This window comes from Thiomicrolovo sp. ZZH C-3, assembly GCF_054862725.1.
Map to the genome: position 1 here is coordinate 225,730 of NZ_JBTKXX010000001.1, position 23,419 is coordinate 249,148.

Here is a 23,419-nt window from a genome sequence, read left to right on the forward strand (position 1 = left end):
CATGAAAATATGACTTGATGACATATTATTTTTGACAAATTTCATTTTGCAATAAAATGTTCCAAAACCACCAAAAGGGCTCTACGCACATGGACGCAAACAAGCAAAAATCACTCGAACTGGCGCTGAAGCAGATTGACAAGGCATTCGGCAAGGGGACGCTGATGCGTCTGGGCGACAAGGAGATCGAGCCGATCAGTTCCATCAGTACCGGCTCCATCGGTCTGGACCTGGCCCTGGGGATCAACGGGGTGCCTGAAGGGCGCGTCATCGAGATCTACGGACCGGAGAGCTCGGGGAAAACGACCCTGGCGCTGCAGATTACGTCCGAGGCTCAGAAAAAAGGGGGTGTGTGCGCTTTCATCGACGCCGAACACGCCCTGGATATCGGGTATGCGAAAAACCTCGGTGTCGACGTCGAGAACCTCCTCGTCTCCCAGCCCGACTACGGTGAACAGGCCCTCGATATCGTCGAAACCCTGGCCCGCTCGGGGGCGGTCGACCTGATCGTCGTCGACTCCGTCGCGGCGCTGACACCGAAGGTGGAGATCGAAGGGGAGATGAACGACCAGCAGGTCGGCGTCCAGGCACGCCTGATGTCCAAGGCGCTCCGGAAGATTACCGGCGTGTTACACAAGATGAACACGACGATCATCTTCATCAACCAGATCCGGATGAAGATCGGTACGATGGGGTACGGTTCGCCGGAGACGACGACGGGGGGGAACGCGCTGAAATTCTACGCCTCCGTCCGCATCGACGTCCGGAAAATCGCGACGCTGAAGCAGGGTGAGAGCCAGATCGGGAACCGGGTCAAAGCGAAGGTCATCAAGAACAAAGTGGCCCCGCCGTTCCGCCAGGCGGAGTTCGACATCATGTTCGGCGAGGGGATCTCCAAAGAGGGCGAGTTGGTGGATTATGGGGTAAAACTTGATATAATTGATAAGAGCGGAGCGTGGTTCAGCTACGAAGATGTCAAACTGGGTCAGGGGCGTGAAAACGTCAAGCAAAAGTTTAAAGACGAACCGGCGCTCGCTGTTGAAATCGAGAACAAGATACGTAATGCCATGGGTATGAGCAATATCATGCAGATGGATGAATCAGAAATGAATGAGGTTGATGAATGATTTATATCGATAATGTAACGGCAATGGAGGTGATGGATTCACGCGGGAATCCGACAGTCAAAGCAACAGTGGAGCTGAGCGACGGTACGGTAGCGAGCGCGATCGTCCCGAGCGGTGCCAGTACGGGGAAACGCGAAGCGCTGGAACTGCGTGACGGCAGCGACCGTTACATGGGCAAAGGGGTACTGACTGCGGTTGAGAACGTCAATACCCAGATTGCCGATGCCATTATCGGTCTGAGCCCGTTCAACCAGGCGATGGTTGATGCTGAGATGAAGGCACTGGACGGAACAGACAACTACTCCAACCTCGGTGCGAACGCGGTCCTGGGTGTTTCCATGGCCGTTGCACGCGCCGCGGCGGACAGCCTCGGTATGCCGCTGTACCGCTACCTCGGCGGTGCGAACGCGATGGTGATGCCGGTCCCGATGCTCAACATCATCAACGGCGGCTCCCACGCCGACAACTCCGTGGACTTCCAGGAGTATATGATCATGCCGGTCGGTTTCGAAGATTTTGCCGAGGCGCTGCGCGCATCGGCCGAGGTCTACCACAACCTCAAGAAGATCCTCAAAGATGCCAACCACAACACGGCGCTCGGCGACGAGGGTGGTTTTGCCCCCGACCTCTCCTCCAACGAAGAGCCGATCCAGGTCATCATGCAGGCGATCGAGAAAGCGGGTTACAAAGCAGGCGAAGAGATCGCGATCGCCCTGGACGTTGCGAGTTCCGAGCTGGTCGTCGACGGCGGTTACCGCCTCGAGTCCGAGAACCGCACCGTCACCTCCGAAGAGCTGGTCGCCTACTACGAAGACCTCTGCAGCAAGTACCCGATCGTCTCCATCGAAGACGGCCTGAGCGAAGATGACTGGGCGGGCTGGAAAGTCCTGACCGACAAACTCGGTGATAAAGTTCAGCTCGTTGGCGATGACCTCTTCGTTACCAATGCAAACATTCTCGCCCAGGGGATCGAGCAGGGCGTCGGCAACGCCATCCTGATCAAGCCGAACCAGATCGGTTCCGTCTCCGAGACGATGCTGACGGTTCGCCTGGCGCAGCGCAACGGCTACAAGTGCGTCATGAGCCACCGTTCCGGCGAAAGCGAAGATGCTTTCATTGCCGATTTCGCGGTCGCGCTCAACTGCGGGGAGATCAAAACCGGTTCCACGGCACGCGGCGAGCGTACGGCCAAGTACAACCGCCTGCTCGAGATCGAGAACGAGCTTGTTTACGGCGAATACCTCGGCGCCGTACTCTTCAGCTAACCCTGCGCCGCACTCCTGCGGCACTGCCTATCTATGCACTCCACAGACACCCCAACAGATGAGAAGGATGTCGCCTCATCCGCACCTGACATCATCGAACACTACCTCGGATTCAAAACCAAGCATTTTCTGATGGCGCTGGCGGGTGTCGTCATCGGCGCGTTTTACCTCAGTAACCTTCTTTTCGGAAACGCCTCGCTGGAGGTCCTGCTCCAGCTGGAGAACTACGAAGGGCATCTTGCCAGTGAAATTGCAAGATTGAAGCAAGAAAATGCCACACTGCAAAAAGAGTATTTCGAACTCAAAGAGCTCGAACCATCGGAGTAAACGCGTGAAATTATTTCTAATCCTGTTGACTATGACCGCAGTGACCCAACTGAGTGCAAGGGAGAACCCTTTTCTGCCGTCACCCTCATCGCCGGAACCGCTCCCGGCAAAAGTAAAAGAAATACCTGTTAAAGAGGCAGTTATTGAAGAAACGCCGAAGCAAGCAGCACATTCCGTGTCGTCACAGACCGTGAATTTCCAGCAGGCCCGTTTCCTTTTTTCGGAAGGCAAAGTCCGCATTGAAAGCAAAGACAAGCTGGCGAAACACTTTGTCATCCGCAAGCCGACACGGATTATTCTTGATTTCGAGGCGAATGCCGACTTCCCGACGCGCAAACGTAAGGTGAATGTTGCGCCCTTCAAGGAGATACGGATGGGGATGCACCCGGGCTATTACCGTGTCGTTATCGAGCTGCACAAACACGCCGACTACAGCGTCGAACCCTCCAAATACGGATATACACTGACGCTGCAGTAGCAGACGGCAGTATCCTACAGAAGCCCTGCGGCTCCCTTACACGTTGTAGTAGGTCGCTTCCTTGTGGTGGACGACGATGGCCGACGTTGACTGCTCCGGGTGGATCTGGAAAGTCTCACTCAGCTCAATCCCGAACTCCTCCGGTTTCAGCAGGTCGAAGAGCGGGCGGTTGAGTTCCAGGTCGGGGCAGGCGGGGTAGCCGAAGCTGTAGCGCGCGCCCTGGTAGCGGTTCATACGGACATCGGCGAGGGTTGGGCCCTCGTCGTCGGCAATGTTGAGATCGAGCCGGATCTGCTTATGGGCGATCTCGGCCAGGGCTTCGGCAAGCTCCACCCCCAGGCCGTGGACCTGGTAGTACTCATTGTACTTCCCCGCATCATAGAGCTCTTTTTCATAGGCACTGAGACGGCTGCCGGCACTGACGCAGGAGAGCGCCACCACGTCGTGGCGGTCGTGGCGGAAGAAGTCGCTGAGTGCCCGGTGGGGCTGCTTGCGCTGCCGCGGAAAGGTAAAGGCGCATTCGGCATTGCCGATGATATGCTCCAGCGGCTCCTGATTGGCGTCGGCTTCACGGTTCCACCCCTCTGTTTCCGGAAAAACGAGCAGGGTGTTGTCATCGGAGCGGGCAGGCCAGTAGCCGTAGAGGATGGTCGGATCAAAGAGCTCCTCATCCAAAAAGAGGGCTTTGAGCTTCTCATATGCCGGCCATACGAGTTCGTCGAGCTGTTTCTCGTAGGCATCCTTGTCCATCCCTTTGGAGCTGTACCCCCAGCGCTGTTTGAAAAGGATCTTGTGGTTGATCCACTCGAATGCCATCGCCTTCTGCGCCTCGGTCAGCTTCAGCTCCCGGCGGCCCCAGAAGGGCGGAATCGGTATGCGGACTTCCCGTGAGGGCATCTTCAGCTCATTAAACGGCGGGATGACGACCTCTTTCTTCTCGGCCTGCTCGGTGATCTCCGGGGCATTCGGGTGGAGGTCGGTGTCAAGGTTGCCCGCCTCGATGCGGCTCATGGCCGTGACACCGTCGAAGGCGTCTTTGCAGTAGAAGATCGGGCCGTCGTAGCTGGGGCGGCAGAAATCCTCGATGAAACTGCGTGTGAGCGCCGCCCCACCCAGCAGGATGGGGACGGTGATCCCCGCTGCTTTGAGTGCTTCGAGATTCTCTTTCATTACCTGGGTCGATTTGACGAGCAGGCCGCTCATGCCGATGGCACTGGCGTTACTCTCCTGCAGGGTCTTGACGAAGTTGTCCAGTTCGACCTTGATCCCGAGGTTGATCACCTTGTATCCGTTGTTGGTCAGGATGATGTCGACGAGGTTCTTTCCGACGTCATGGACATCCCCTTTGACGGTGCCCAACACCAGGGTTGTGTCGACGGCCTTGTCGACTTTGGGCAGGAAGGGGTTGAGGTGGTCGACGGCCGCTTTCATCGTCTCGGCGCTCTGCAAAACGAAGGGGAGCTGCATCTGCCCGGAGCCGAAGAGCTCCCCGACGACCTTCATGGCGTCGATCAGGATCTCGTTGACGATCTTTTCCGGGGCGATCTCGCTCCTTGCTGCCTCGACGAGGGGGATCATCCGCTCCTTGTCGCCGTCGAGCAGGAGCTTCGCGATCTTCTCCTCACTGCTGAGGGCATTGTAGGCCTCATCCTCCGCCGCGCTGTCGACGGCCTCTTTGTTGCCGAAGTGGTCGATGAAGTCGAACAGCGCCTGTCCCTCCGGTTTCTTGTCGAAGAGAAGGTTCTCACATGCTTCGAGGTCCTCGTCATTGATCTTGGCCATCGGGATGATGTGTTTGACGTTGATGATGACGGAGGTGAGCCCCGCACGGGTACAGTGGTGCAAGAAGACGGAGTTGAGGTAGGGACGGGCATCCTTGTCCAGGCCGAAGGAGATGTTCGAAAGCCCCAGGATCGCCCCGACTTCCGGGTGGCGGGTACGCAGTTCGCGGATCGCTTCGATCGTCTGGACGGCCGCATCGCGGTACTCCTCGTCCCCGCTGCCCACGGTGAAGGTGAGGACGTCGAAGACGAGGTCTTCGGGGTTAAGGCCGTGCTTCTCCGTCGCAAGGGAGTAGATGCGCTCGGCGACCTCGAGTTTGCGTTCGACCGTTTTGGCCATCCCCTGCTCGTCGATCGTCAGACAGACGAGGGCCGCCCCGTACTTCTTCGCCAGCGAACAGACGGCATCGAACTTCTCGATCCCGTCTTCGAGGTTGACGGAGTTGATGATCGGTTTGCCGCCGATCAGTTTGAGGGCCTCTTCGAGGGCAGGGGTCTGGGTGGAGTCGGGCATCAGCGGCAGGGGGATCTTCTGGGCATAGAGGCCCATGACCCTGTTCATATCCTTCGTTTCATCGCGGCCGGCGAAGCCGACGGAGACGTCGAGGACGTGTGCTCCTGCGCGGACCTGCTGCTGGCCGACGCTCAGCGTCCCTTCGTAATCCTCGTCTAGGAGGAGTTCGCGGAACGCTTTGGAGCCGGTGGCATTGGAGCGTTCGCCTACGAGAAGCGGCGCGGGCTCCTGCATCAGCGGCACGCTGTTGAAGAGCGAGGCGAGGGAGGTGGGTTGGGAACCGGTGGGTGCTTTGGGTGTGATGGCATGGACCCGGTCGGCGAGCGCTTTGATGTGCTGGGGCGTCGTCCCGCAGCAGCCGCCGAGGAAGCTCACGCCGTCGAATGCAAGGAACGATTCCTGCCGGTCGGCGAACTCGTCGGGCCCCATCGGGTAGTAGGTGTAGCCGCCGCGGTTCTGCGGGAGCCCCGCATTGGCGTGGATGGAGATGGGCTTGCCCCAGACGTCGCTGAGCGCCTTGACGTGCTTGGTGTACTGTTCCGGGCCGGTGCCGCAGTTGAAGCCCAGCGAGAGGATGTCGAAGGGCTCCATAATGACGGCCAGGGTCTGGGCGTCGGTCCCAATGAGCATCGTGCCCGCCAGTTCGATCGTCCCCGAGACCATGACGGGGAGGTCGGTGCCGCGCGACGCGTTGGCCGCCTCGCAGGCGTGCAGGGCCGCCTTGATCTGCAGCGGGTCCTGGCAGGTCTCGAGCAGGAACACGTCGCAGCCGCCGTCAATGAGGCCCTGGGCGCACTCGGTGTAGCCTTCAAGCATCTCGTCGTAGTGGATGTGGCCCAGGGAGGGGAGTTTCGTCCCCGGACCGATGGAGCCGAGCACATAACGGGGGTGTTCGGGGGTGCTGAACTGGTCGCACACTTCTTTGACACGCTCTGCCCCCGCCTTGGAGAGTTCATAGGCGCGGTGCCCGATGCCGTACTCGTCCAACACCCAGGAGAAGGCACCGAAGGTGTTGGTGGTGATCATGTCGGCGCCGGCGTTCAGATAGGCGTGGAAGATATCGCGCATGATCTCGGGCGCGGTGACGTTGAGGAGTTCGTTACACCCCTCGTTCCCTTCCCACGCCGCTTCGGGGATCTGGTCGTGGCGCTGCTGCAGCTGCGTACCCATGGCGCCGTCGATGATAAGCGGCCGCCGTTTGATGGTCTCTAGAATAGCGTTTTTTACGGACATGGTCTGCTTTTTTTCCGCTTATTTTATCGCAGGGGAGCATAAAAGAGGATGAGGTATTTGCGTCACCTTTTTCATGTAAAAGAGTCAATTTCCCTTAAAATCACAAATGAATATGCACTATTCTAAACATTACCCTGTTAAAATAGTTGGAAAAAAGGGAATGCATGCGCATCCGTGCGGTTTTACTGCTGATCATGGTCTTGTGGCTTCCGCTGCAGGCACATGAAGATCATGACAAGCGCATCGTTCTGCAGCTGCAGTGGCTCCCCCAGTTCCAGTTCGCCGGCTACTACGTCGCGAAGGAAAAAGGGTTTTATGCCGAGGCCGGCCTTGATGTCGACATCCGTCTCATGGAGCCGGATATGGACGTGGAGCAGGAGGTCCTGAGCGGCCGGGCACAGTACGGGACGGGGCGGACGTCGCTCCTGGTCAATTACGACAGCGGTGCGCCGCTGGTGGCGATGGCCGCTATTTTCCAAAGTTCCCCGATGATGCTGCTGGTGCGGGAGGATTCAGGCATCCGCTCCATCCAGGACCTGCGCGGCAAGCGGGTGATGATGACCAGCGATGTCCAGACGGCGGCATCGGTACAGGCGATGCTGCGCAACGCGGGGATGAAGGAAGAGGATCTTGTGCTTCTTCACCACACCTTCGACCCCTTGTCGCTGGAGCGGAATGAAACGGATGCCATGGCAGCCTACTCCTCCAATGAGCCTTATATCCTTGCGCAGCGCGGTATCAAGACCTTCGCGATCGATCCGAAGGTGGCGGGGTTCGATTTCTACAACGACATCCTTTTTACATCGGAGGGGGAGCTTCAGAAACACCCCGAGCGCGTCAAACATTTCTACGAGGCGAGCCTGAAGGGGTGGCGCTACGCCTTTGAGCATATCGACGAGACATCGAGGCTGCTGTACGAGAAGTACAACGTGCAGCACAAAAGCCTGGAAGCGCTGCGTTTTGAGGGGGAAACGCTCAAAACGTATGCCCTGAAAGAGGATGTGCCGCTGGGGGACCTGAGCCTTGAGCGTCTCCGGGCAATCTATCAGGCGTATATGCTGCTGGGCTACATCAAAGGCTACCGGGATATCGGCGCCTTTGTCTACCACCCGGAACGGATGCGGCTCAGCGCGGAGGAGAAGGCCTGGCTGCAGCAACACCCTGTGCTGCGGGTCGGTGTGGACCCGGCGTGGCCGCCGGTCGAGTTTATGTCGCGCAAGGGTGTCTACGGCGGGCTCTCGTACGGGTTTATACGGCGGGTCGCGGAAAAACTGGGGGTACGCATCGAAGCGGAGCCGAAGCGGAGCTGGCAGGAGGTGGACGAGGCGCTGAATGCGCGGGAGCTGGACGTCGCCGCCGCGATCATGGCCATGCCGGAGCGCTACGCCTATACGAACTTCACCCGTCCCTACCTGACCCTGCCGATGGTCATCGTCGGCGGCGAAACGTTCCAGTATGTCGGCGACCTGGCGGCGCTGAAGGGCAAGCGTGTCGCCGTCGTCAAGGATGACGCCGCCGATATCTTCTTAAAACACGACTTCCCGCAGATCAAGCGGATCCGGACGGACAACCTTCCCGACGCCCTGCGTATGGTTGCTTTCGGAAAGGCCGATGTCGCGGTGGATGCGCTGGCCGTCGTCAGTTACGTGATCGCGCAGGAGGAGCTGAACAACCTGCGGATCGTCGGACAGACGCCTTACCGGTTCGAGATCGCGATGGGCGTGCGCAGTGACTGGCCCGTATTGCAGACCCTGTTGCAGCGCGCCATCGACAGTATCGGGGAGGAGGAGCGTGAAGCGATCTACCGACAATGGGTGCCGACGGTCTACAAGCACCAGTTTGATTACGCCCTGTTGTGGAAGGTCTTGGGCGTTCTGGCCGTGATCGCGCTGCTGTTCGGCTACAAATATATCCGCCTCGACGAACTGGTGAAACGCCGTACCCGCGAACTGACGGAGCTCAATGCCACACTGCATGAACGGGTCGAGGAGGCGGTGGCCGAAAACCGGGATAAAGAGCGGATGATGATCCAGCAGGCGAAGATGGCGACCATAGGGGAGATGATCGAATCCATCGCCCACCAGTGGCGCCAGCCGCTCAACGTCATGGGCATCGGGATCGCCAACCTCGATTTCAAACGCCAGCTGGGCAAAGTCGATGATGCGGAACTCGACACTCTGATCAACATCGTGCACCGCCAGGTGGACTATATGTCCCAGACGATCGATGACTTCCGCAACTTTTTCAAAAAGGACAAGCAGCTTGAAACGGTGCGGCTGCACACCCTGGTCGATGAGGTCCTGGCGCTGGTGATCCCCGCGCTGGAGCAGAAAAAGATCAGCGTAGAGGTCGATGTGCCGGAGGGGATGGAGGCAGAGCTCTATCCCAACGAGCTCAAGCAGGTGATCCTCAACCTTGTCAGCAACGCCAAAGACGTACTGCTGCATCACGGGTACGGGGAGAAAAAGATCAGGGTCACGGCCAGAGAAGATGGCGATGCGATCCAGCTCTTCGTCGCAGACAACGGCGGCGGGGTGCCGGAGGAGATCATGGACAAGATCTTCGACCCCTATTTTACGACCAAATTTGAATCCCAGGGTACGGGCATCGGGCTTTACATGTCGAAAATCATTATGGAAAAAAATCTGAGGGGAACTATTTCGGTTGAAAACAGGCACGGCGGTGCAGAGTTCGCTGTCCGGCTGCCAAAAAAGAGAAAGGACGATCGGTCCGAGCTGCCTCGGCAGGGTTAGGCGATCATCCAGGCCGTTGATTTGGTGTGGAGAAGGCGCTGCATTTTGTCGCGTTCGGCATGACTGAGGTTGGACGAAATGGCATCGGTTTTGTGGCTGTAAATCATGGGTCTCCTTTCAAAGTGCATCTATAGATATGCATTTACCGTGCATGATACTGCCGCCGGGTTATCGCGCTGTTACGGGAACGTTGCAGTTTCTAACCTCATTGTAATTGAATACCCGCTAAAATAGCGAAAAAATCTGGGTGCACGTTCCTGTGAAACGGGGCGCCCGCAAGGGTATGGGCTATGAAAGTGACACTCGCGCAGATACCGCATCTCGCCAACCGCGTCGCCGTCGAACTGGCACGCAGCGGACTGGTGACGATGACGCAGGGGATGGACCCTATTGTCGCCGAAGCGAAAAAGATACTCGAAGAGAGCGTAAAGCAGGAGGCGGCCCTCGAAGCGCGCGTCAAGGAGATCGTCAACGACAACGAAGACGAGATCGATTTCTACCAGGCGGATGACCGCCAGCTCTTCTTCATGATCAAGAAGAAGCTTGCACCCGAATACGGGGTCATCCTCTCCTACGAAGAGCGCTTTTCGGATCTGGCGCACAAGATCCTCGATGCGATCTACGAAGAGGACCTGATGAACTACGACGTCAGTGAGAACCGCCTCAAAAACATTATCTATGACGCGATCACCTCCTTTATCGCAGACAACGACGAGATCGAGCGCGCGGTGAACGAGAAGATGAAATCGTTCCAGAAACAGCTCATTCCGGGCACGGATGAGTATGAACTGCGGTTTGAAAAACTCTACCGCGAAGAGCTGACACGGAGAGGGCTTGCATGAAAACAGCATGGATCTATCTTGAAAACGGCACCTATTTCGAAGCGATGAGCTTCGGCGCGGAAACGACGGCGGTCGGCGAGATCGTCTTCAATACCTCGATGAGCGGCTACCAGGAGATCGCGACGGACCCCTCCTACGCCGGACAGTTCGTCACCTTTACGATGCCCGAGATCGGCAACGTCGGCGCGAACGCCGAGGATATGGAGAGTACGGCAGCCCATGCGAAAGGGATCATCGTACGCCAGTATCAGCCGCGCTACTCCAACTTCCGTGCCGAGGAGTCCCTCGACGCCCTGCTGAAACGCTACGGCGTCATGGGCATCTGCGATATCGACACCCGTTACCTCACGAAGATGCTGCGTACCGAGGGGGCGATGATGATGGTCGCTTCCACCGAGATCAGCGACAAAGAAGAGCTCAAAAAAGTGCTGGAGAGCTCTCCGCGCATCGAAGAAGTGAACTACATCGAGCAGGTCAGCACCAAAGAGGCCTACAAGCATACGAACGGCACCTATGATGCGGTCAACTTCCGCTACAACGATGCCCCGGAAGTGCAGGCGCGCATAGTTGCAATGGACTTCGGCGTTAAGCGCAATATCCTCAACGAACTGACCCAGGCGGGGATCGCCGTTGAGGTTGTGCCCAATGCGACTTCTGCCGAAACGCTGATCGCGCGTTACGAGGCGAAAGAGATCGACGGTGTCTTTCTCTCCAACGGTCCGGGCGATCCGCTGGTATTGAAGCGGGAGCAGGAGACGATCAAGCAGCTGATCGCGGCAAAGGTACCGATGTTCGGGATCTGCCTCGGGCACCAGCTGCTCTCCATCTCCCACGGGTATGACACCTTCAAGCTCCGGTTCGGCCACCACGGCGGCAACCACCCGGTGAAGAACGTCAAAACGGGCATGGTCGAGATCACGGCACAGAACCACAACTACAACGTGCCCGAGAACATCACCGAGATCGCTGAAGTGACCCATGCGAACCTCTTTGACAACACGATCGAGGGGCTGCGCTACAACGACGCCCCGATCTTCTCGGTGCAGCACCACCCCGAAGCGAGCCCGGGGCCGAAAGACAGCGAATACGTCTTCGGCGAATTCCTCGCGCTCATGAAGCGCTGAGTTAATGCTGGCCTAACAGTCAGAGGCTATACTCTGTAAAAACAGCGGGAGCACCAATGACGGGAATCGAGTGGACGGCCATCATCACCTTCGCCCTGCTGGGCTCCATCGGCCACTGCATCGGGATGTGCGGGGGCTTCATCGTCACGTACACGACCGCAAAGATCAAACCCCGCTTCTCCAGAACCCGGAGTGCTTTTTACCACTTCCTTTATAATATCGGTCGCGTGACGACCTACACACTTTTCGGTGCACTCTTCGGTTATTTCGGTTCCTTCTGGGATGTCAGCCCCCTGGCACGTTCCATTATGTATGCCGTTGCCGGGGTCATGATGGTCTTGATGGGGCTCTCCTTCGCCGGGAAACTGAAGTTCCTCACCTCCATTGAAGTCCCGATCACGAATTACAGCTGGTTCAAGCGGGTCTTTACGGCGCAGCTGACCTCGGCCACGCCGATGAGTTTCTATATCCTCGGCGTTTTGAACGGTCTGTTCCCCTGTGGGCTTGTCTATACGATGCTTGTCACGGCGACGACGACGCAGTCGGCACTCTACGGCGCGGCGGTGATGGCGATCTTCGGGCTCTTTACGATCCCGACACTCTTCTCCTTTGCCTACGTCGTCGGCATCTTCTCCCAGACCAAGTTCCGGAGTGTTATGATCCAGCTCGCCGCCGTGACGGTCATCGCCTTCGGGGGCTGGACGCTGATGAAGGCCTATGTCCAGTTTGACAAGTGGTATAATGCCCCTCAGCAACAGCGCAATCTTGCCGGTTCGCCTTATTAACATGTCAAAAATGGGTTGAATATCGTTATATAAACTATAACTTGATACGATTTTACCCACGAAGATGAATTTAAACTTAAAAAATTCGTCAAACTGTCAATATCTCTCACATTTTAAAAAATTTAAGATTCATTAAATATTTCCACTGTTAATATGATGGGGTCAAATAGTCTCGGGAAGGGAGCGTCTGCAAAACCGTAAGCGTGCTTTTGGTTTTGCAGGTGCCCGTCCGGGACCTTTTACGCTTTGAAATCTAAGGAGGCTTGTAATGGAAAATCGTCCATTGGAGTACGACTATACAATTGCCAAATTGTGGATGTTTATGACAATTGTATTGGGTATTGTCGGAATGCTGATCGGTGTCGTCCTGGCATGGGAACTGGCATTTCCGAGTGTGAACCTGGTATTGGGGGAAGGGCTCGCTGAGTATACAAACTTCAGCCGTCTGCGCCCGCTGCATACTGATGCGGTTATCTTCGGGTTTACGGTTAGCGGTATTATGGCGACGTGGTTCTACGTCGGTCAGCGTGTACTGAAAGTGTCTATGGCGGAATCGAAGTTCCTGATGGTAACAGCGAAACTGCAGTTTGCACTCTATCTTCTGGCGGTTGTCGCAATCGTCGGTTCACTGCTGCTGGGGATCACGACATCTAAAGAGTATGCAGAGTTTGAATGGCCGATCGATATCCTGATCGTTGTCATCTGGGTCCTGTTCGGTATTCAGATCTTCGGTCTCATCGGTATCCGCCGTGAAAAATCACTGTACATCTCTGTCTGGTACTACATCGCAACATTCCTCGGTATCGCTATGCTTTACCTCTTCAACAATATGGAAGTTCCGACAGCGCTGGTCTCCGGTGCAGGTGCATGGTACCACTCTGTTTCTATGTACTCCGGTACGAATGACGCCCTGGTTCAGTGGTGGTACGGTCACAACGCCGTTGCCTTCGGTTTCACGGTGCCTATCGTTGCGATGATCTACTACTACCTCCCGAAAGAGTCCGGCCAGGCAGTTTACTCCTATAAACTCTCCCTGCTCGCATTCTGGGGTCTGATGTTCGTTTACCTCTGGGCCGGCGGTCACCACCTGCTCTTCTCGACGGTACCTGACTGGATGCAGACAATGGGTTCTGTCTTCTCTGTCGTTCTGATTCTGCCGTCTTGGGGTTCTGCGATCAACATGCTCCTGACAATGAAAGGTGAGTGGAACCAGGTTGCAACCAACCCGCTGATCAAGTTCATGGTCCTCGCGTCTACGTTCTATATGTTCTCTACGCTCGAAGGTCCGATCCAGGCGATCAAATCTGTTAACGCCCTGGCGCACTTTACTGACTGGATTGTCGGTCACGTTCACGACGGTGTTCTCGGTTGGGTTGCATTCATGATCATTGCAGCGCTCCTGCACATGGCTCCGCGTGTTTACAAGCGTGAGATCTACTCCAAGTCTCTGATGAACACGCAGTTCTGGATCCAGACACTGGGTGTCGTCCTGTACTTCACTTCCATGTGGATTGCCGGTATTACCCAGGGTATGATGTGGCGTGCACACGATGAGTTCGGTAACCTCGCTTACTCCTTCATCGATACTGTTACGGTTCTGCACCCGTACTACACGATCCGTGCTGTTGGTGGTACACTCTACCTCCTCGGTATGTTCATGTGGGCATGGAATATGTACAAAACTGCGACTGCCGGCCGCCGTGTCGAAGAGAGCGAACTGCAAAATGCTTCGCCGATGGCAGCGTAAGAAAGAAGGAGGGGAAAAATGTTTCACTGGTTAGAAAAGCATCCGTTCTTTTTCGCGGTAGCCGTTTTTGTCACGATTGCGTTTGCAGGTCTCATCGAGATCCTGCCGAACTTTGCGGAAGCTTCCCAGCCGACGATCGGTACGAAACCGTACTCGACGCTGGAACTGGCAGGCCGCCATGTTTATATCAAGAACAGCTGTAATGCATGTCACTCTCAGCTGATTCGTCCGTTCAAATCCGAGACAGACCGTTACGGTCACTACTCCCTCAGCGGTGAGTATGCGTACGACCGTCCGTTCCTGTGGGGTTCCAAGCGTACCGGTCCTGACCTGATGCGCGTCGGTAACTACCGTACGACTGACTGGCACGAGAACCATATGAAAGATCCTGAAGCGATCGTTCCGGGTTCCATCATGCCGGCATACCGCTGGATGTTCAAAAACCTGGCGGATATCGACACCGCTTACGCGGAGCAGGTCACGGTCAACAAGGTGTTCAACGTACCTTATAACAAGCCGATCCCGACCAAAGACGGCGGTACGGCAACGGTCAAACTGGCCGGTTCACTTGATGGTGCGAAAGCCGATGCGCTTGCCGAGGCTAAGTTGATTGCAGCAGACATGAAAGATCAGGATGTCAAAGATATGGTCGCCAACGGCCAGGTTCCTGAAATTGTTGCGCTGATTGCATATCTGAACAGTCTGAAGTAAGGACGTAGCGCGTGGATGTCAACACCTTTTCGGCGTATGCCTACTTCTTCTTTACGGTGTTCCTGGTGGTAGTGCTTTATAGCTACATCTACCATCTCTACAGCAGCGAGAAGAAAGGGCGTCGCAACTACGAGAAGTATGGTGATATGGCGCTCAATGACGATATTACCGATAATCCGGTAGAAAGCGTCTCGGAAAACGAAGAGACGAAAAAAGAGGAGGCATAAATGAATAAGCTGTATATTTTAGGTGCCCTGTTCATTGTGATCCTGCTGGGAATCACATGGCAGATGGCCGGGGGCATTCTCGGCGGCAAGGACTATATGGGTGCACTCGCACTTCTGGGTGCGGCGGCAACGGCGATTATCGCTGTTGTTGTGGTTACCAAGTACGTTCGCCAGATGCAAATGGACACCGCTTCCGGTGAACTTGCAGAAGAGAACTGGGACGGCATCGGCGAGTATAAAAACGAACTGCCGTTCGGCTGGGCGATCATCTTCGCCGGCCTGACAATCTGGGCGATCTGGTATTTTCTTGCCGGTTACCCGGTCAACGCCTATTCACAGATCGGTGAATACAACGAAGAAGTGGCAACACACGATGCGGAGTTCAATGCGAAGTACGCTGACATGGATGCTGACACAAAAGTCGAGATGGGGAACTCGGTCTTTATCGTTCAGTGTGCACCGTGTCACGGTCTCGCGGCAGACGGTATCGACGGCAAAGCGGCGAACCTGAACCAGCGTCTTGAAGCCAACACGGTCAAATACGTGATCGAAAACGGTTCCAACAACATGCTGCTCGGTACTGAAATGCCGATGCCGGATCGCAACGGCCTGTTCAACGCCAATACGGGTGCGCTGATCACGGATGCGGAGATCGACACGGTTTCCAAATACGTTGCCAACGGTATGAAAGGCGCCGGTGCTGATATCTTCGCCGGAACCTGTGCGGCATGTCACGGTGCGGACGGTATGGGGCAGCCTTATGTTGCGCCGAGCGTTGCAGCGTACACGCCGGAACTGGTTGTCAATGTTCTGAACCACGGTAAGAAGGGTGCGATCGGTGCAATGCCGGCCTTTACCAACCTGACCGACATTCAGAAAGAAGCGCTGGGTGCATACGTGACCAGCCTGAGTAAATAAGGAGCGATTGATGGAAAATACAAATAGAGGTGTTTTCGCGCTTGACGGCGTCACCGGTATGCTCATCGCAACGGTCCTGCTCCTGGGAATTCTCGTGTACCTAACAGTGCTGGCACTTGGTTCTCAGCAGGCTAACGCGGACAAGTTCTATAAAATCGAGAACGAGAAGTCGATCCAAATGATCAACAAAGACAGCGCGGCCAAACGCGTTATGGTTAACTAAGAGGAGGGGTAGATGAAATTTGATATGAACTTTATCATTACAGCGCTGCTGGTTGTCAGCGCTGCCGTTACCCTCTGGTCGGTACTGACACCGAACCATCTTTTTATCGGTTAAGGAAACTTAATTGATCTTTCCAAGAGGGCTGGCGGCCCTCATCTTCACGCTGTTTGCTTCCCTAAGTCTCCATGCGAAATTTTTATATAAAGACGATGTCGTTCACAATGAACTGTTTGCCGAGCAGATTGAATCCTACGGTGCGGAGCTGTATGAAAAAACCGGGGTATCACTCTACCTGGTCATGCTGCGCGACCTGGATACCAATCAGACGATTGCCGACCTGGAAAAATCGCTCACGGGCGAACTTCAGGAGCCCTTTGTCGTCCTGACCTTTGTCGAGCTGCAGAAGAAAGTCGATATCCTCGCCCGGCCGCTCTCTTTATATAAGGATTTTGACAAGCAGCAGGTGCTCAGTCCCAACGCCTCCTTTGCCGCGGCGCTGATCAGTGCCGTCATGTTCGGCCGCAGCGTGGCGGACTACAAGGAGATGCTGAGCCACTACGGGGGGACGATCCTGCCCGTACTGGCGGAAAAGGCCAAAGGGGATGACATCGTCAAGAAATACTCCGTGGCTATGTATAACGGTTACGCGGATATCGCGGACCAGATCGCGGCGACACACAAAGTCGAGCTGAAGGCATCGGCAGGAAATGCAGGTAAAGTTTTTCTTGATCTTTTGCGTTTGGTATTTTATGGCATCATTCTCTACGCACTTATAATATACATAAGAAACAAAATGAGTAAAAGGAAGAAGAGCGATGAGCAGTGACCCGGGAAAAAAGTGGCCGTGGATCGTTGTGGGCAGCATTCTGGGGGTCGTGGGGCTGAGCTACTGGACGGTGCAAAAAGCGCTGGACAATCCGGTACAGATGAGCGACCTCGACATGCAGGACTACCGCCATTTCGAACATGACGCCAACGCGATCATCCGCAGCAAGATCGCCTTTGACAAGAAATACGACCTCACCTACGTGACGGAGACCTTCAAGGCTGATGGCGCCACCGTAAAGTTTCGGGTTGTGACTACCGACGGGGCGCCTGTTGATGATGCGAATATCACGCTGCGCCTGACCCGTCCGGGTACCCATGAATTCGACACGCCCGTCGCTCTGGGAACGGTCGAGGGCGGCATCTACACCTTCGAGACGGTCATCCTGCCCAAAGAGGGGCGCTGGGACATCCTCGCCCAGGTCAATATCGGTGACGACAAGCGCTACCTGAACCTCAAAGCCGATACCCGCTACCCCAACGTCTTCGAATACTGACACCGGGTCATCTTTTCCCCTTTTTCAGAACGGTAGCGCTATACTCCTCTTTAAAAAGGGGAGCCCGTGACGACGGTATTGCCGACATCCCGCGCCATCAGGGAACAGCTGCTGGAGCTGCGCTCCCAAAACACGCTGTTGCAGCGCTACATGACCATGGGCGAACTGATGTCGCGGGCGGTCGTCGTCGACGGTTACGGGAACGTCGATCCGGATACGCGGACCCTGACGCTGCTTGAAGCCGCGGACTTCGACGCCTTCTCCGAACTCAAAATCGAGCGCAACTTTTTTACCTTCACCCGCAACGCCGCCTACCTTTTCCGCTTTTTCGAAGAGCTCTCCGGGGAGCTTGTCGATATCGACGCCCTTGACAGTGGCGATACCTACGGGGATTTCGCCGAACATATCGCGATCCTGAAACTCCTGCGGGAACGCTACCGTGCCCTCTGCTTGGAACGCAAGATCCTCGACCGCATCTTCGTGCCGGAGCTCTACCGGCTGAACCGTTCATGGGTGGAGGCCCAAGGTGCGATGGAAATTCTTGCCGAGGGGTACCTGACGAATTTCGAGCTGCAGCTCCTGCGGGAGATTGCGGCGCTGGTACCGCTGACGCTGCGGTTCGACGCGACGCCCTATAACGGGAAAATGCAGCAGAAGCTCGCCGGGCTCGGCGTGGAGACCGTGGAGGGGCAGCAGTACCTGATCGATCTCGCAACGCTCAAGGTTGTAGAGGCGGTGCCGCTGCGGCACGAGGCGCAGATCAAAGCGATGCCGCTCTCCGAGCGTATCCTGCAGTCGGCGTTTATCAAGCAGAAGGTGTACGAGATGATTGAGGCGGGGATCGTCCCGGAGCGGATCGCCGTCGTGCTTCCGGACGAAGGGTTCGTCCCGCTGCTGCGGGGCTTTGATGCCGAGGGGAACTTCAACTTCGCCATGGGAGAAGGGGTGCAGGAGAGCCTCTTCGTACGGCGCTGCGAGGCCCTGATGGGTTATGCCGAGCACCCCGGCGTCGAGAACACGATGCGGCTCGAGCGGCTTTTCGGGGAGGGGTACCGTGCCATGATCTCACGCTATACCGAAGGGTGCGACAGCGACCGCTTCACGGAGGTGACCGAGGCGCTGCTCGAAGGCGAAAGCGATGCAATCGCTGCCATCGTCCGCGAAGAGCGTTTCTATTTTGAGCGGCTGATCCCGCGCCTGGGGGAGAGCTCACTGCGTTCACTGCTGCACCTCTTCGTCAACCGGGTCAGGGGACGGAGTCTAGACGACGTACGCGGAGGAAAGGTGACCGTGATGGGCGTGCTGGAAACAAGGGGGTGCCGATTCGACGGGGTGATCATCGTCGATTTCAACGACGCCTACGTCCCCCACAGGAGCGACAAAGACCTCTTCATCAACTCCCTGGTCCGCGGCCGGGCGGGGCTGCCGACGACGGGGGAGCGCGAGGCGCTCCAAAAACAGTTCTATTACCAGCTCATTTCGCGTGCCAAACGGGTGGAGATCAGTTACGTCTCCAACGAGACGACCCTGCCGAGCCGCTTTCTCAAAGAGATGGGCATCGACACGGAGCGCCGCTACGCGGACGATGCCTGGGCGGAGATCCTCTTTACCCGTACGCCGAAGCGTTCGCTGCCGGTGGAGGCGATTGAAGCCGATTACGATTTCACTGCCCGGCCGCTCTCCGCTACGGCCCTGAAAACCTTTCTGGAGTGCCGCCGACGCTTCTACCACCGCTATGTCGCCGCCATCGCGCCCCATGAACTGCCGCGGGAGATGCCTGAGGAGCACGCAATCGGCAACGCCCTGCACAACGCCCTGCGCGACGTCTATGCGGAACAGGAGCAGTTTCGCGACGTGAAAATACTCAAGGCAGCCGTGGCCCAGGCGCTGGCGGCCCACAGCGGCGGCAGCCCGCTGGAGCGTTTCTTGGAACAGCTCTGGCTTAAAAAACTCGACCCGTTCTTTGAGCGGGAGATCAACCGTTTCGCCGAGGTGCGGGTCAAAGCGTGCGAGACGAAGCTGACGATGGAACACGCCGGACTGACGCTTGAGGGGCGGATCGACCGCATTGACCACGGGCCGGAGGGGTTGGAGGTGCTCGATTACAAAAGCGGGAAGTACCCCCTCTACACGGCCAAAACCGTCGAAAACGCGACGGATTTCCAGCTGGAGTTCTACGCCCTGCTGTCCGAGCAGCTGGGCGAGGTCGCCTACGCGGGCTATTATGATCTGAACAGCGGGGAGATCGTGCGCGACCCGCTGCACGGCCGCAAGCGCGAACTGCTGGACGGGCACCTGGCGGAACTGCGTGAAACAAAACGGTTCAGTTTCGACCTGACCGAGGAGCTTTCCGCCTGCCGTTTCTGCGACTATGCCCACCTCTGCCAAAGGGAGATGCAGTGAGCGGTTTTGTGCCTTTCCAGGCCCTGATGGCCAGTGCGGGCAGCGGGAAGACCTTCAGTCTCGTCGTGCGCTACCTCAGTCTCCTCTTTATGGGGGAGAGCCCCGACGAGATCGTCGCACTCACCTTTACGAACAAGGCGGCCAACGAGATGCAGGAGCGTCTTATCGAAGCGCTGACGCATCTGCACGAACGGGATGAACTGGGAGAGATCGCGGCACTCTGCGGGGCGGAGGAGACGGCGATCCTGCAGCGACGGCCCGAGGTGCTGAAGCGTCTCCTGGCCGCCGATACGAAGGTGATGACGATTGACAGTTTCTTCGCGAGGATTCTGCGGAAATTCGCTCTGCACGCGGGGATCATGCCGAACTTCGGCACCTTCGAGGCGCAGCATGAACTGAAGGTGATGGCGCGTTTTCTGAAGCTCTGCGAGATCGAGGGGAAGGAGAACACCCTTGTCGCGATGGCGCAGATCAGCGCGAAACGGGTCAGCGATATCTTCGGCCTCCTCGATGCCCTTTACGCCAAGGCGCCGCAGCTGCGTCATCTGCAGTTTGAAGCGGCGGCGATGGCTCCGCACGAGGCGCGGGCCATGGAGTTGCATGCGCAGCTGGTTGCACGGTTTGAGGGCAAGGCGCTGAGCGACCGGGGGCGCAAGGCGCTGGAGGCGGAGAGCGTTGAGGCGCTCATCGGCAAAACCTGGACGGTGAAGCCCTCCTTGGAGTACTGGGACTTCAAAAAGCACTATGATCCGCAGATGGACGTGCTGCTGCGGCAGCTGCAGGGGGCGCTTCAGGGGTACATGCAGGCCAAAGAACAGACCTTCTTCGCCCATCTTTTCGAACTGCTCGATCTTTACAAGAGTGCGAAGCTCACCGTGGCCAAAGAGGACAACGAGCTCAGTTTCGACGACATCACGGCCCTGGTCTACTACCTGCTGGGCGAGCGCATCGACAGGGAGTTCCTCTATTTCCGCCTGGACAGCCATATCTCCCATCTGCTGCTTGACGAATTCCAGGACACTTCCGTCCTGCAGTTTGAGATTCTGCAGCCGCTCGTGGAGGAGATGGTCTCGGGAAGCGGGGTGCGCGAACACCACTCTTTCTTCCTTGTCGGCGACGTCAAGCAGTCCATCTACCGTTTCCGCGGCGGTACCAAGGAGCTGTTCGGGGCAGTAACGGAGCGCTACGGGCTCACGGTCGACTCCCTGCGGACGAACTGGCGCAGCAGCGTGAACGTCGTCACCTTCGTCAACGACACCTTCCGCGGGCGCATCGACGGGTATGAAGACCAGCTCACCAAGCCGGGGGCGCGCCCGGGCTATGTGGAGATCGTCGAGGACGAAACACCGCTGGAGGGGATGAGTGCCATCGTCGAGCGGCTGCTGGCCCTCGGGGCCGCCCCCGGGGAGATCGCCGTACTGACGGCGACGAACAAGGACGGCGGTGCCGTACAGGAGACGCTCAACGCCCGGCAGATCGACGTCGTCACGGAGACGACCTCGCGGCTGATCGCGCAGCGGCGGGTACGCGCGGTGATCGAATACCTCAAATACTGCTATTTCGATGCGACGATCTATGCACGCAACTTCTGCGCCCTGGCCGATATCGCGGTGCAGCCGCTGCCGCGTCCCGCGCGCGCCTTTGACGCGCCGGCGGAGGCGGTTCGGGAGGTGATCGCCCGTTTCGGCCTCTTCGACGGGGACCTGAACATCGTCCGTTTCCTGGAAGTGCTGGAACGCTTCCGTGACCTGGAGGCCTTTTTGTTCGAGTATGAGCGCATCGATACGAAGGCCGTCACCCAGGAGCGCGAGGGGGTGCGGGTCCTGACGGTCCACAAGTCGAAGGGACTGGAGTACCCCTATGTCATCGTACTGGACCGCCTGGGGCGCAAAAAAGCGGACACGGCCCCGATACTCTACGCCTACGAGGGGGTGGAGCTTCGCACACTCTACCTGCGCCAGAGCAAACGGGCCGAGTTCGACCCGGGGTACGCCGCGGCGCTGGAACGCGAAGCCGCCCTGGCAGACGATGACGCTCTCAACGCCCTCTACGTCGCCTTTACCCGGGCGCGGGAGAACCTCTATGTCGTGCGCAAACCCAAAGAGTCGATGTTCGAGCGGCTTGGCCTTGTACCGATGACACTGGGTGCGGAGGGGGTGCTGGCCGCCGCGCCGGCACTGCCGGAGGCGCCGAGAGATATCCCCTATGAAGCGCTGGCCCTCGGGCGGCAGACGGAGGTCGTTACCGCCGAAAAGGCGGCCGTTGCGGAGGAGCCCTTCGCTGTCACCTTCGGCCTGGCGATGCATTATGCACTGGAGATGATAGCCGCCTTCGAACACGAGGCCCTGCCGGCGGCGATGACCGCCGTCACCAACCGCTACGGTGCGCTGCTCGATGCGGGGGTATTCGAGACGATCCGCGGGAGGCTGACGCGCCTGCTGGGCGATGCTACCTTCCGCAGCCTCGTTGACGGGAAGATCGCCCGGGAGCAGCCGCTGATGTACGAGGGGGAGCTGCGCTACCTCGACCTGCTGGTGCGCCATGAGGAGCGCTGGGTGGTTATTGATTACAAGAGTGCGCGCCGTTACGAGTCGGAGCACCGCGAACAGGTCGGGTTCTACGTCAAAGCGGTCCGGGCGATCACGGAGATGCCGGTGGAGGGGTACCTCTGTTATGTGCTGGAAGAGGGGGTGGAGATCGTTCGGGTATGACCCTTATACATAACTTAAATTAAGCAAATTATCAGGTTAAACGGGTATACTTTCGCACTTTTATATTCACTAAGGGTCGCAAGATGAAATTTACGAAAATTGCATCGCCTGAGCAGATCGAGCGCAACTGGGTGCTGATCGACGCTGAAGGCAAAACATTCGGCCGTCTGATCACGGAAGTCGCGACGCGCCTCCGCGGTAAGGACAAGCCATATTTCACACCGAACGTTGACTGCGGCGACTTCGTCGTCATTATCAACGCTTCCAAAGCGAAGTTCAACGGTGCGGGCAAAGTCGCAAACAAAGAGTATTTCACGCACAGCGGTTACTTCGGTAGCACAAAGAGCGTCAAGATGACCGAGCTTCTCGAGAAGAACCCGGAAAAACTCTTCAAGCTGGCTACACGCGGTATGCTTCCGAAAACGAAGCTCGGCCGTGCAATGCTGAAAAAACTCAAAGTCTATGCAGGCGAGGAACACCCTCACACTGCACAGATCGCTAAGTAAGGATACTGAATCATGGCAAAAACATACGCAACTGGACGCCGCAAGTCTTCCATCGCAAAAGTATGGCTGACGCCGGGTACGGGCAAGATTACCGTAAACGGTCTCTCCCTTGATGCCTGGCTGGGCGGTCTCGAAGCAAAAAAACTGCGTGTCAAGCAGCCGCTGGCAATGACAAAGCAGGACAGCTCCGTTGATATCGTCGCTACAACACTCGGCGGCGGTTTCGGCGGTCAGGCTGACGCGCTTCGCCACGGGATCTCCCGTGCCCTCGTCAAGTACGACGAGACATTCCGCGCGGTCCTCAAACCGGCGGGTATGATGACACGTGACTCCCGCGTCGTCGAACGTAAGAAACCGGGTAAACGCAAAGCACGCCGTTCACCGCAGTTCTCCAAGCGTTAACGCTTTTGTCTGCTCCCCCC

The 23,419-nt window shown here is 57.2% G+C and carries 20 protein-coding genes; 19 read left to right on the plus strand and 1 reads right to left on the minus strand.

Annotation, left to right across the window (positions count from 1 at the left end):
• Window positions 1-89: 89 nt before the first annotated feature.
• The 4 genes from recA (at window position 90) to ACXWTF_RS01210 (ending at window position 3,197) form a co-directional block, all read left to right on the plus strand.
• Window positions 90-1,127 (plus strand): recombinase RecA, encoded by a 1,038-nt coding sequence (recA, locus tag ACXWTF_RS01195; protein WP_461713217.1) that lies wholly within the window; start codon window positions 90-92, stop codon window positions 1,125-1,127.
• Window positions 1,124-2,392 carry a phosphopyruvate hydratase gene (eno, locus tag ACXWTF_RS01200; protein WP_461713218.1) on the plus strand — a complete coding sequence of 423 codons (1,269 nt, stop codon included), beginning with the start codon at window positions 1,124-1,126 and terminating at the stop codon, window positions 2,390-2,392. Before recA ends, eno begins: the two co-directional genes overlap by 4 nt.
• A 33-nt stretch (window positions 2,393-2,425) precedes the next feature.
• Entirely contained in the window at window positions 2,426-2,719 is a 294-nt protein-coding gene (locus ACXWTF_RS01205; protein ID WP_416768682.1) for a hypothetical protein, read from the plus strand.
• Between the two features lie 175 nt (window positions 2,720-2,894).
• Window positions 2,895-3,197 carry an AMIN domain-containing protein gene (locus tag ACXWTF_RS01210; RefSeq protein WP_461713219.1) on the plus strand — a complete coding sequence of 101 codons (303 nt, stop codon included), beginning with the start codon at window positions 2,895-2,897 and terminating at the stop codon, window positions 3,195-3,197.
• 36 nt (window positions 3,198-3,233) lie between these two features.
• Here ACXWTF_RS01210 and metH read toward each other — a convergent pair whose 3' ends face one another.
• Window positions 3,234-6,725, minus strand: a complete 3,492-nt coding sequence (metH, locus tag ACXWTF_RS01215; RefSeq protein WP_461713220.1) for a methionine synthase — start codon at window positions 6,723-6,725, stop codon at window positions 3,234-3,236.
• A 164-nt stretch (window positions 6,726-6,889) separates the two neighbouring features.
• Here metH and ACXWTF_RS01220 point away from each other — a divergent pair, with 164 nt between their 5' ends.
• From ACXWTF_RS01220 to rpsI, 15 genes are all read left to right on the plus strand, one after another.
• The gene (locus ACXWTF_RS01220; protein ID WP_461713221.1) at window positions 6,890-9,478 is read left to right on the plus strand and encodes an ABC transporter substrate-binding protein; all 2,589 of its coding nucleotides are present in this window, start codon (window positions 6,890-6,892) and stop codon (window positions 9,476-9,478) included.
• 290 nt (window positions 9,479-9,768) lie between these two features.
• The gene (locus ACXWTF_RS01225; RefSeq protein ID WP_461713222.1) at window positions 9,769-10,320 is read left to right on the plus strand and encodes a DUF507 family protein; all 552 of its coding nucleotides are present in this window, start codon (window positions 9,769-9,771) and stop codon (window positions 10,318-10,320) included.
• Entirely contained in the window at window positions 10,317-11,444 is a 1,128-nt protein-coding gene (gene carA / locus ACXWTF_RS01230; protein ID WP_461713223.1) for a glutamine-hydrolyzing carbamoyl-phosphate synthase small subunit, read from the plus strand. The genes ACXWTF_RS01225 and carA overlap by 4 nt, the downstream gene beginning before the upstream one ends.
• A gap of 56 nt (window positions 11,445-11,500) precedes the next feature.
• Window positions 11,501-12,229: a sulfite exporter TauE/SafE family protein gene (locus ACXWTF_RS01235; protein ID WP_461713224.1), complete on the plus strand. Its 729-nt coding sequence runs from the start codon at window positions 11,501-11,503 to the stop codon at window positions 12,227-12,229.
• Window positions 12,230-12,497: 268 nt separating this feature from the next.
• A complete protein-coding gene (ccoN, locus tag ACXWTF_RS01240) occupies window positions 12,498-13,976 on the plus strand; it encodes a cytochrome-c oxidase, cbb3-type subunit I (RefSeq protein WP_461713225.1) in 1,479 nt (492 codons plus the stop codon).
• An 18-nt stretch (window positions 13,977-13,994) separates the two neighbouring features.
• Window positions 13,995-14,687: a cytochrome-c oxidase, cbb3-type subunit II gene (gene ccoO / locus ACXWTF_RS01245; RefSeq protein ID WP_461713226.1), complete on the plus strand. Its 693-nt coding sequence runs from the start codon at window positions 13,995-13,997 to the stop codon at window positions 14,685-14,687.
• An 11-nt stretch (window positions 14,688-14,698) separates the two neighbouring features.
• On the plus strand, window positions 14,699-14,914 hold the full coding sequence (locus tag ACXWTF_RS01250; protein WP_231019724.1) for a cytochrome c oxidase, cbb3-type, CcoQ subunit: 216 nt from the start codon (window positions 14,699-14,701) through the stop codon (window positions 14,912-14,914).
• Window positions 14,915-15,832: a c-type cytochrome gene (locus ACXWTF_RS01255; protein WP_461713227.1), complete on the plus strand. Its 918-nt coding sequence runs from the start codon at window positions 14,915-14,917 to the stop codon at window positions 15,830-15,832.
• Window positions 15,833-15,842: 10 nt separating this feature from the next.
• Complete coding sequence (locus tag ACXWTF_RS01260; RefSeq protein ID WP_461713228.1) at window positions 15,843-16,055, plus strand: DUF4006 family protein; 213 nt, start codon at window positions 15,843-15,845, stop codon at window positions 16,053-16,055.
• A gap of 124 nt (window positions 16,056-16,179) precedes the next feature.
• Window positions 16,180-16,881 (plus strand): 3-dehydroquinate dehydratase, encoded by a 702-nt coding sequence (locus ACXWTF_RS01265; protein ID WP_461713229.1) that lies wholly within the window; start codon window positions 16,180-16,182, stop codon window positions 16,879-16,881.
• On the plus strand, window positions 16,871-17,377 hold the full coding sequence (locus ACXWTF_RS01270; RefSeq protein ID WP_461713230.1) for a FixH family protein: 507 nt from the start codon (window positions 16,871-16,873) through the stop codon (window positions 17,375-17,377). The genes ACXWTF_RS01265 and ACXWTF_RS01270 overlap by 11 nt, the downstream gene beginning before the upstream one ends.
• 66 nt (window positions 17,378-17,443) lie before the next feature.
• Window positions 17,444-19,780, plus strand: coding sequence for a PD-(D/E)XK nuclease family protein (locus ACXWTF_RS01275; RefSeq protein ID WP_461713231.1), 2,337 nt, complete (start codon window positions 17,444-17,446; stop codon window positions 19,778-19,780).
• Entirely contained in the window at window positions 19,777-22,491 is a 2,715-nt protein-coding gene (locus ACXWTF_RS01280) for a RecB-like helicase (protein ID WP_461713232.1), read from the plus strand. Before ACXWTF_RS01275 ends, ACXWTF_RS01280 begins: the two co-directional genes overlap by 4 nt.
• Window positions 22,492-22,574: 83 nt before the next feature.
• Window positions 22,575-22,997 carry a 50S ribosomal protein L13 gene (gene rplM / locus ACXWTF_RS01285; RefSeq protein ID WP_461713233.1) on the plus strand — a complete coding sequence of 141 codons (423 nt, stop codon included), beginning with the start codon at window positions 22,575-22,577 and terminating at the stop codon, window positions 22,995-22,997.
• A 12-nt stretch (window positions 22,998-23,009) separates the two neighbouring features.
• Window positions 23,010-23,399, plus strand: coding sequence for a 30S ribosomal protein S9 (rpsI, locus tag ACXWTF_RS01290; protein ID WP_231019738.1), 390 nt, complete (start codon window positions 23,010-23,012; stop codon window positions 23,397-23,399).
• Window positions 23,400-23,419 lie beyond the last annotated feature (20 nt).